We start from the raw sequence: 9,091 nt of genomic DNA, 5'->3' as shown, positions 1-9,091 counted from the left end.
ACCAGAAGCGGCACATTGAACAGCAGGATATCGTAGTCCTGCCCCTGCAGGCTCATGACACAGGACTCGGCACTGGACTCCAGAATGTCGGCAAGGCTGTCGTGCGCCAAAGCATGCGAGTCAAACAGACGATCGAGCGAGGCATTCAGATCGTCTTCGGCACCGTCGTGCAGCAGTTTGCAGACCAGCTCCGTGAGCTGCTTATCCCAGAGTTTGGCCTCCAGCCGGCCGCCCGACTCTGCCAGTCCGGTCGCCAGCCGGACCAGCTCGTTGGCATCGTCCGATATGCGTTTGCGTGATGAGGGGCGACTGCGCTTCATTTCCATTGCCTGTAAATTCCATAATTCGCCATTGTACCAAGTCGCGAATGGCGCATCCGGCCGCATTCGGCGCCGGCATGAGATTTCGCGGTAAACGCGTTATCCTTTCGGCCTGTTCTTCTTCGTGTTCGGTGGTGAGGAGCGCCATTGGGTGCCCGAGCTGTTACCGATTGCACCAACCCCAAGGAAAGACAACATGCTGAAGGCAAGCGAATCATTTCGGGACATCCGCGACGCCGTACGCGACCTCTGCGCGCAATATCCCGCCGCTTACTTCCGCGAGATCGATAGGGAGCGTTCCTATCCCGAGGCCTTCGTCGATGCGCTGACCCGGGCCGGCTGGCTGGCGGCGCTGATCCCGCAGGAATACGGCGGCTCCGGCCTTGGCCTGACCGAGGCTTCGGTGATCCTTGAGGAGATCAACCGTTGCGGCGGCAACTCGGGCGCGTGCCACGGCCAGATGTACAACATGGGCACACTGCTGCGCCACGGATCGGATGCGCAAAAGCAGGCGTATCTGCCCCGTATCGCTTCGGGTGAACTGCGCCTGCAATCAATGGCCGTGACCGAGCCGAGCACCGGCACCGACACCACGCGGATCAAGACTGTTGCCGTGAAGCAGGGCGACCGCTACGTGGTCAATGGCCAGAAGGTGTGGATCTCCCGCGTCCAGCACTCGGATCTGATGATCCTGCTGGCACGCACCACGCCGCTTGCCGAAGTGAGCAGGAAATCCGAAGGCATGTCGATCTTCATCGTCGATCTGCGCCAAGCGATCGGCCAGGGAATGACGGTGCAGCCGATTCCGAACATGGTCAATCACGAGACCAACGAACTCTTTTTCGACAATCTGGAGATTCCGGTGGAGAACCTGATCGGCGAGGAAGGCAAGGGCTTCAGGTACATTCTCGACGGACTCAATGCCGAGCGCGCGCTGATCGCTGCCGAGTGTATTGGCGATGGCTACTGGTTCATCGACAAGGTCAGCAGCTACGTCAAGGAACGTGTTGTCTTTGATCGACCGATCGGCCAGAACCAGGGTGTGCAGTTCCCGATCGCCGAGGCGTACATCGAAGTCGAAGCCGCCAGCCTGATGCGCTACGAAGCCTGTCGTTTGTTCGACGCCCACCAGCCCTGCGGCGCCCAGGCCAACATGGCCAAGTATCTCGCCGCCAAGGCTTCGTGGGAAGCCGCCAACGCCTGCCTCCAGTTTCACGGCGGCTTTGGCTTCGCCTGCGACTACGACGTCGAACGCAAGTTCCGCGAGACGCGCCTGTATCAGGTGGCGCCGATCTCGACCAATCTGATCCTGTCCTACGTGGCCGAGCATGTGCTCGGTCTGCCAAGATCTTTCTGAAAGTTCTATCGTGACCGGCGCAAATCGACCGCTCGATGGCATCACCGTGGTATCGCTGGAACATGCGATTGCTGCGCCGTTCTGCACCCGCCAGTTGGCCGACCTCGGCGCACGCGTGATCAAGATCGAGCGCCCCGGCTCGGGCGACTTCGCCCGCAGCTATGACGAACGCGTCAAGGGACTGGCCTCGCATTTCGTGTGGACCAACCGTTCCAAGGAAAGCCTGACGCTCGACGTCAAGCATGCCGACGCGAACGCCGTTCTAACACGCCTGCTGCAGAGCGCCGATGTGCTGGTACAGAATCTGGCGCCCGGTGCTGCAGCGCGTCTGGGTTTGTCCTTCGCAGCTCTGCACGAAAGCTATCCGCGCCTGATCGTCTGCGATATCTCGGGCTATGGCGATTCCGGCCCGTATCGCGACAAGAAAGCCTACGACCTGCTGATCCAGAGCGAATCGGGCTTCCTTTCAGTCACCGGTACACCCGACGAACCCGCCAAGGCGGGGTGCTCGATCGCCGACATCTCGGCCGGCATGTATGCCTACAGCAACATCCTCGCGGCGCTGATTCAGCGCGGCAAGACGGGCAAGGGTTCGCGTGTCGAAGTCTCGATGCTGGAAACCATGGCCGAATGGATGAGCTATCCGCTGTACTACGCCATCGACGACGCTGCACCGCCGCAGCGCACCGGAGCCGCCCATTCGACGATCTACCCCTACGGGCCATTCACTGCTGGCGACGGCAAGGTGGTCATGCTCGGCCTGCAGAACGAACGCGAATGGGCCGTTTTCTGCGAAAAGGTGCTGTTGCGACCGGAACTCGTTGCCGATCCACGCTATGCCTCGAACATGAAGCGCAGCATCGCCCGTGCCGAGCTCAAAACCCTCGTCGAGCAGGCATTTGCCGGATTGAGCGCCGAACAGGTGGTTGCCCGGCTCGACGCTGCCGGCATCGCCTGTGCGCGCGTCAATGACATGCACGATCTGTGGCAGCACGAGCAGTTGCGCGCAAGAGCACGCTGGGTCGAGATCGAGAGTCCGGCGGGCCCGTTGCCTGCCTTGCTGCCGCCCGGGCTGCCGGACTCGGTACAGCCCAGGATGGACGCGGTTCCCGCCCTCGGGCAACATACGCGCAGCATCCTGATCGAGCTCGGTTACACTCCGGACGAGATCGCGCAGCTGCAAGCCGCGCATGTGGTGTGAATTGACGCAAAATGCTTGGCGGAGCGCGCCAGCTTCAGGGCACAGGCCATTCCACAACTCAAGCAAACATAGATGCATACAATGAGGTCATCATGAACAATGCAAATTCCCTGCTCTTCGTCCCCGGCAGCCGTCCCGAACGCTTCGACAAGGCACTCGAAGCCGGCGCCGATGCTGTGATCATCGACCTCGAGGATGCGGTCAGCCCGGCCGACAAGGATACGGCGCGCGCCGCGCTGGCCGCCTGGCTGGATCCCGCCCACCCGGTTCTGGTCCGCATCAACGCGGCGGAAACCCAGTGGTTCCTGGAGGATCTTGGGTTGCTGGCGAACGCGGGTATCGCCGGCGTGGTGTTGCCCAAGGCCGAGCGCCCGGTGGACATCGCAGCGGCAAGCCACGCTGGGAAGGGCTTGGCGGTGCTGCCCCTGATCGAATCGGCGCGCGGCTACGAGCAGCGCCATGTGCTGGCGCGCAGTCCAAATGTCGAGCGCCTGGTTTTTGGCACGATCGACTTCCAGGCCGACATGAACATGCGCTGCGGCGAGGACGAGTTGCTGCCGTTCCGCACCGAGCTGGTGCTGGCTTCGCGCTTGGCCGGCATCGCCGCACCGGTTGATGGCGTGTGCACCGCGATCGACGATGTCGAACTGCTGGAGGCCGAATCGTTGCGCTCGCGCCGTCTGGGTTTTGGCGGCAAGCTGTGCATTCATCCGCGCCAAGTGGCCGTCGTCAATCGCTGCTTCACGCCCACCGCCGACGAGGTGGCCTGGGCGCAACGCGTGATCGACGCCGATGCGCGCTCCGGCGGCGCAGTGGTCGCGGTCGATGGCAAGATGGTCGACCGCCCGGTCGTACTGCGCGCCACGACGATTCTGCGCGAAGCAAAAGCACGGCAGTGAGCGCTGCGTCAATCGACAAGCTCAGCGCTTTCTGGAATCAGCGCTACGCGGCAGAGGAGTTTGCTTACGGCATCGAGCCAAATGATTTTCTTGTCAGTGTTACGCCACAGTTTGTTCCCGGCGGTTCGGTGCTCTGCTTGGCCGATGGCGAGGGTCGCAACGGCGTCTGGCTGGCACGGCAGGGTTTTCCCGTTACTTCGATCGATATTGCCGAACGCGGCCTCGACAAGGCGTCAGCTCTGGCAACACGGAACGGCGTTTCGATCCAGACGCGTCATGCCGATCTGGCTTCCTGCGATCTGGGCATCGAGGCCTGGGATGTCATCATCTCGATATTCCTCCATCTTCCGAAACGGGTTCGGCAAGACCTGCATCGTCGTTGTGTCGCGGCGCTGCGACCGGGCGGGCTGATGGTTTTCGAAGCCTATGGGACCGGCCAGGCAGGGCGAGGGACGGGCGGCCCCCCCGAACCGCAACTGCTGGCAGCGATCGAAGATCTGGAGCAGGAGTTTCCCGGCTGCCAATGGCTGAATCGCCACGTCGGCCTGCGCGAAGTGCACGAAGGACGTCATCATGACGGCATCGGCGAGGTGGTCCAGGTTCTGGCGCAAAAGCCAGTTTAAGGACGCACGTAAGTGAGCGGAAGACGCTGTTTCCGTACTTGTGGTTCTTGTGTGCGCAAACGTACAGAGCATACGGCCCGAGACGAGTAGGGTAGGAACCGGTGACTTCGAATCGCCCTATCCACGCGATACGGTCGCTCAACTCATACCGGAAGGAAATCACATGAACAGCATCATTTACCTCGTCGGCCTGGTCGTCATCGTCCTGTTCGTATTGTCGTTTCTTGGGCTTCGATAAACGGTCACGGAACTTGCCCGAGCGATCACGGTCCGCGACCATGGCGGGACCCGTCGGACGACTTCTACGCGGAACGCATCAGTCAGCTCGCCAGAAACGGTTCATCAGGGGCTTGACGCTGGCGCCATGGATGAGGATCGACGTCGTGACGACGATCAGGGTCATCTGGATGAGCTCCAGCGCCACGTTTTCCGGGAGGCCGTGCTGAATGGCATACATGAGATAGTAGAGCGAGCCGATTCCACGTACCCCAAACCAGCCGACCATGCCGCGGATGCGCAATGGCGTGCGCGAGCCCAGTAGCCCGATCGCTACGCTGACCGGGCGTGCGACGAAGAACAGGAACAGGGCAAGGCTCACCGCGCGCCAGCTCCACGAATCGAGGAACAGCGAGCCCCCGACGAGCAGGATCAGCAGCAGTTCCGACATCCTCTCAAGATGCTCCTTGAAGACCAGCGACCCTTCGCTGACGGTCGCTACCGGATCGCCTCCACCTGACGTCACGACCGGGCTGTGCCCGGCAAGCTCTTTTCCCAGGTTGGCGGCCCTGGCGTTGATGAGCCTGACTTCGGTCTGTCGCAGCGAGACGGCCGCAAAGAACACCGCAAGAAAGCCCCATGCGTTGAGCAGTTCGCTGAGGCCGTAAACGATGCCGATCAGTCCCAGGCCCAGAAAGTCATCCATGAGCTCGTGGTCAAAACATCTGCTGCGCAGCGCCCAGCCAAGCCGACCGAGAGCGGAACCGAAGACAACGCCAATTGCGATCCCGGCAACGGTCGCCCACAACACATCCACGAGCGCCCAGCGCAGGCCGAAATCGCCGAGGTCGTGCAGGCCGAGCAAACCCAGGCCGAGCATTACGAACGGGAAAGCGCTGCCGTCATTCATGCCGGCTTCGCAGGTGAGATTGAAGCGCAGGGGGTCGCGGTCGCCGGGATGACGGATCTGGACGTCGGTGGCGAGGACCGGATCGGTTGGCGCCACGATGGCGCCGAGAAGCACCGCTGCGCCGATGGAAAGCCCGAGTACGTAGTGGGCAAAGGCGGCCACCATGGCGACCGTCAGGGCCATCGATGCCGATGCCAGCAGCAGCGGTGTGCGCCAGCGATCGAGCCGCACCGGAGCAGGCATCTTGACCCCGGCGGCAAAGAGCGAAATAAGCACTGCCACCTCGGTCAGTACTTCCAGCAGTGCCGATTCCTTGAGCGGGTTGAAGTGAAAGGCATTGAGCAGCGTCGGCCCGACGAGCAGGCCGATCGACAGGTAAATGATCGCCGAGGTGACCGGAAGACGCTTGATGAACGACGGCGTCAGCCCCATGACGAGCAACAGCCCGCCCACCAGCAGGAACCACAGTGCTCCAGTCATCGCAGTTTCTCTCTTAAGTTGTTTCGAATGCAGTGAAGCGCTTCCCGGAATTTGCGGGCAGGCGCGTCACTTTTCCACATTCTTCACCGTCGCGCACTGGCTAGGTTCGGTTGCCCGCGACGACAGGCCGCGAGCGTTTGCGGCAGCCTATTTCTTGTCGCCCTTGGCAGCGTCCTGAATCGCTTCACCGGCCTTCTCGATCTGCTGCCCAACCTTTTCTGCCGCTTTGTCCATTTCCTTGCCGGCCTTCTCTGCCGGGCCTTCCTGCTTCTGGCAACCGGATAGTGCTACGAGCAACGCGCTCACGAACAAGGCTGCACTGACGGTTTTTACGAGTTTCATCTCAAATATCTCCTGGTAATTCTGGTAAATCAAGTGGCCCGTAGCGGGAGTACCCGTGAGGGTTGCGTCGACTGCGGGAGCAAAGCAACGAATGGGCGTGGCGCACCTGCCGGGGAGGACAGGCGCGTCGTGCCGCCCATCACACTGTGCATCATTTTCCGACTTCGTGACCGATCACGCCGCCGACAGCAGCGCCGCCGACGGTTCCGATGGCGCTGCCGCCCGTGAGAACAGCGCCACCGACGGCGCCTACACCGGCGCCGATGGCGGTACTCTTGTCCTGCGACGACATGTCCGCACAAGCACTAAGGCCGAAAAGAACTACTGCGGCGAATGCACTGAACGTAAATCTGCTAATCGTTTTCATGGGCTTACCTCTTTGTCAAACATTGTGTTTCGGATATTTCATGCCTGGTCGACGACGGATTGCGATTTGCCGCAGCATTTCTACATCGTCGCTCGATCCTCGTTTCCTGCCATGAACTCCTAGAGCGTGCATCGAACGCCCGGCTGTGTCTGTACGCTACTGCACATAGGCAATGCGAGGCGTGTATAGTCGGCACGTATCTCGCTCCGTCGTTGCACCCGCATCGACGTGGTCGTCCGATCGCTGCTGATGAGTGTGAGAATTGCCATGCCGTCGCCTCCCCCTCGTGTGCCTGCCCCGCCTGGCCCGCGCCAGAACCATCTGCTCGCTGCCCTGCCGGCGGACGAATACGCGCGCCTCCTGCCCAGTCTGGAGCTGGTCCCGATGTCGCTCGGCGAAGCGCTGTACGAGTCAGGTATTCAGATGCGCCATGTCTATTTCCCCACCACCTCGATCGTGTCCTTGCTTTATGTCATGGAGGATGGCTCATCGGCTGAAATCGCTGTGGTCGGCAACGAGGGGATCGTCGGCGTGTCGCTCTTCATGGGCGGCGAAAGCACGTCGAGCCGGGCGGTTGTGCAAAGCGCCGGTCACGCCTATCGCTTGAAGGACCAGCTGCTGAAGGATGAGTTCTATCGCGCCGGCCCGATGCAGCGCCTGTTGCTGCGCTACACTCAGGCGCTTCTGACGCAGATGGCGCAGACGGCAGTGTGCAACCGCCATCATTCGCTCGACCAGCAGCTGTGCCGCTGGCTGCTGCTTTCGCTCGACCGCCTGCTCTCGAACGAACTGGTGATGACGCAAGAACTGATCGCCAACATGCTCGGCGTGCGCCGCGAGGGCGTTACCGAGGCCGCCGGCAATTTGCAGCGCGCCGGCTTGATCTCGTATCAGCGCGGGCGCATCACCGTACTCGACCGGGCGGGTCTGGAGGCACGCTGCTGCGAGTGTTACGCGGTGGTCAGGAAGGAGTTCGAGCGCTTGCTTCCGGAGGTGATGGCGCGCTAAGCCGAAGCATCGGTCCCGCAGGGTCGTACGTACCACGCGCAGCGCTGTTATGTGCGCTAGCGTCCAGACAGTCGTCAGTTCGCAGTCCAAGCTAAGTGCCATGAAGTGTTCATTCGGGCGTAGCTGTATGCTCTCGGTCCGCATCCGACATCGGCATTGCCGCGCGCCCTTACCAGTTGCCGGTTTCACCTTTACATCGAGGGGCGCGACGTGCCAATAGCCAGGGTTGCTGCCACCAATCGTTTGATCGAGGCTCTGCCGCGCAAAGATCGGCAGCGTCTTCTGGCAGGCTGCGAGCCGGTTGAACTGAGCTTTGCCGAGGTTCTGGCCGAACCCGCCGAGCGCATTTGTCACGTCTACTTTCCTACAACGAGCTACATTTCCCTGGTAACGCCGATCGACGGTTGTGCCAGCCTGGAGGTGGGCCTGGTCGGCGACGAAGGCATGCTCGGGATCTCCCTCATATTGGGGGTGGATATTTCGCCGCTCAGCGCGCTGGTCCAGGGCGAAGGACTTGCGCTTCGGATGGACGCGGCGCCGTTTTGTCGTGAACTTGATTTCAGTCCGGCGCTGCACGGGCTGCTCAAGCGTTACCTCCACGTGGTGATGGGCCAACTCGCGCAGTCAACCGCCTGCACCCGCTTTCATGTCGTGGAAGCGCGTCTCGCCCGATGCCTCCTGATGGCGCAGGACCGGGCGCACTCGGATGCATTTCATGGTACGCACGAATTTCTGGCCTCCATGCTGGGAGTGCGTCGGGTCGGGGTGACCAAGGCGGCCACTTCACTGCAAGATCGCAAACTGATCAGTTACAGTCGCGGGAATATCACGATTCTCGACCGTGGCGGCCTGGAAGCCGCTTCCTGTGGGTGCTACGAGGCCGACAATACCACTTACGCCCGAGTGATGGATTAGCGTACCGAAGCACGCCGCGTGAGTGCCGACTATGTGCGCCAGCAGACAGACGCCGAAGGCGGGTGCCATTATGCTGGACCATCCGAGTCAGCACACATGCAATGTCTGCGTGAGGACCGTCCGGAACAAACGAAATCGTGCTCCGGCAAGACTGGCAGGAACACTGACAACAAGAGGTCCCACATGAAACGTCTTCTATTCGCCGCAGTGCTTGCCGCTGCCACCGCCACGACGCTTGCCTCCGATGTGGCCGTGTCGGTAAGCATTGGCCAGCCCGGCTTCTATGGCCGCCTCGACATCGGTGGCTATCCGCAACCTCAACTGATCTACCAGCAGCCGATCATCATCGAGCGCGTACCGGTTTACGGGCAGCCGATCTACCTGAACGTTCCCCCCGGCCACGCCAAGAACTGGCGCAAACACTGTGGCGCCTACAACGCCTGCGGCGAACGG

General features: G+C 61.6%; 10 protein-coding genes and 1 pseudogene. 7 read left to right on the top strand and 4 right to left on the bottom strand.

From position 1 onward, the window contains the following. On the bottom strand, window positions 1–320 hold a 320-nt coding region (locus PROAA_RS09265; protein WP_186411071.1), incomplete at its 3' end, for a DUF2863 family protein. Between the two features lie 196 nt (window positions 321–516). Here PROAA_RS09265 and PROAA_RS09260 point away from each other — a divergent pair. From PROAA_RS09260 to PROAA_RS09245, 4 genes are all read left to right on the top strand, one after another. Beyond that, the gene (locus PROAA_RS09260; RefSeq protein WP_186411070.1) at window positions 517–1,677 is read left to right on the top strand and encodes an acyl-CoA dehydrogenase family protein; all 1,161 of its coding nucleotides are present in this window, start codon (window positions 517–519) and stop codon (window positions 1,675–1,677) included. A 10-nt stretch (window positions 1,678–1,687) separates the two neighbouring features. Next, the gene (locus PROAA_RS09255) at window positions 1,688–2,878 is read left to right on the top strand and encodes a CaiB/BaiF CoA transferase family protein (protein ID WP_245664228.1); all 1,191 of its coding nucleotides are present in this window, start codon (window positions 1,688–1,690) and stop codon (window positions 2,876–2,878) included. 92 nt (window positions 2,879–2,970) lie between these two features. Beyond that, the gene (locus tag PROAA_RS09250) at window positions 2,971–3,777 is read left to right on the top strand and encodes an HpcH/HpaI aldolase/citrate lyase family protein (RefSeq protein ID WP_186411068.1); all 807 of its coding nucleotides are present in this window, start codon (window positions 2,971–2,973) and stop codon (window positions 3,775–3,777) included. Then, complete coding sequence (locus PROAA_RS09245; RefSeq protein WP_222102190.1) at window positions 3,774–4,400, top strand: class I SAM-dependent methyltransferase; 627 nt, start codon at window positions 3,774–3,776, stop codon at window positions 4,398–4,400. The genes PROAA_RS09250 and PROAA_RS09245 overlap by 4 nt, the downstream gene beginning before the upstream one ends. A 316-nt stretch (window positions 4,401–4,716) precedes the next feature. On the opposite strand, the gene PROAA_RS09240 is transcribed toward PROAA_RS09245, so the two are convergent. From PROAA_RS09240 to PROAA_RS09230, 3 genes are all read right to left on the bottom strand, one after another. Next, window positions 4,717–6,006, bottom strand: coding sequence for a cation:proton antiporter (locus PROAA_RS09240; RefSeq protein ID WP_186411067.1), 1,290 nt, complete (start codon window positions 6,004–6,006; stop codon window positions 4,717–4,719). A gap of 147 nt (window positions 6,007–6,153) precedes the next feature. Further along, window positions 6,154–6,348, bottom strand: a complete 195-nt coding sequence (locus PROAA_RS09235) for a hypothetical protein (protein WP_186411066.1) — start codon at window positions 6,346–6,348, stop codon at window positions 6,154–6,156. A 151-nt stretch (window positions 6,349–6,499) separates the two neighbouring features. After that, on the bottom strand, window positions 6,500–6,715 hold the full coding sequence (locus PROAA_RS09230) for a glycine zipper 2TM domain-containing protein (RefSeq protein WP_186411065.1): 216 nt from the start codon (window positions 6,713–6,715) through the stop codon (window positions 6,500–6,502). A 249-nt stretch (window positions 6,716–6,964) separates the two neighbouring features. On the opposite strand from PROAA_RS09230, the gene PROAA_RS09225 reads away from it, so the two are divergent. The 3 genes and pseudogenes from PROAA_RS09225 to PROAA_RS09215 all read left to right on the top strand — a co-directional run. Then, window positions 6,965–7,723 carry a Crp/Fnr family transcriptional regulator gene (locus tag PROAA_RS09225; protein WP_245664227.1) on the top strand — a complete coding sequence of 253 codons (759 nt, stop codon included), beginning with the start codon at window positions 6,965–6,967 and terminating at the stop codon, window positions 7,721–7,723. Window positions 7,724–7,879: 156 nt separating this feature from the next. Next, on the top strand, window positions 7,880–8,638 hold the full coding sequence (locus PROAA_RS09220; RefSeq protein ID WP_245664226.1) for a Crp/Fnr family transcriptional regulator: 759 nt from the start codon (window positions 7,880–7,882) through the stop codon (window positions 8,636–8,638). Between the two features lie 183 nt (window positions 8,639–8,821). Continuing rightward, window positions 8,822–9,091, top strand: a pseudogene (locus PROAA_RS09215) (hypothetical protein); the annotation flags it as partial.

Source organism: Candidatus Propionivibrio aalborgensis (assembly GCF_900089945.1).
Lineage (GTDB): Bacteria > Pseudomonadota > Gammaproteobacteria > Burkholderiales > Rhodocyclaceae > Propionivibrio > Propionivibrio aalborgensis.
The sequence above is the reverse complement of the archived record's forward strand: the minus strand, read 5'-3'. Positions and strand labels throughout refer to the sequence as shown.

Excerpts from the sequence above, each read along its gene's own strand:
- PROAA_RS09260 (WP_186411070.1), top strand. The coding sequence starts at position 517 with ATGCTGAAGGCAAGCGAATCATTTCGGGACATCCGCGACGCCGTACGC.
- PROAA_RS09250 (WP_186411068.1), top strand. The coding sequence starts at position 2,971 with ATGAACAATGCAAATTCCCTGCTCTTCGTCCCCGGCAGCCGTCCCGAA.
- PROAA_RS09240 (WP_186411067.1), bottom strand. The coding sequence starts at position 6,006 with ATGACTGGAGCACTGTGGTTCCTGCTGGTGGGCGGGCTGTTGCTCGTC.
- PROAA_RS09235 (WP_186411066.1), bottom strand. The coding sequence starts at position 6,348 with ATGAAACTCGTAAAAACCGTCAGTGCAGCCTTGTTCGTGAGCGCGTTG.
- PROAA_RS09230 (WP_186411065.1), bottom strand. The coding sequence starts at position 6,715 with ATGAAAACGATTAGCAGATTTACGTTCAGTGCATTCGCCGCAGTAGTT.
- PROAA_RS09225 (WP_245664227.1), top strand. The coding sequence starts at position 6,965 with ATGAGTGTGAGAATTGCCATGCCGTCGCCTCCCCCTCGTGTGCCTGCC.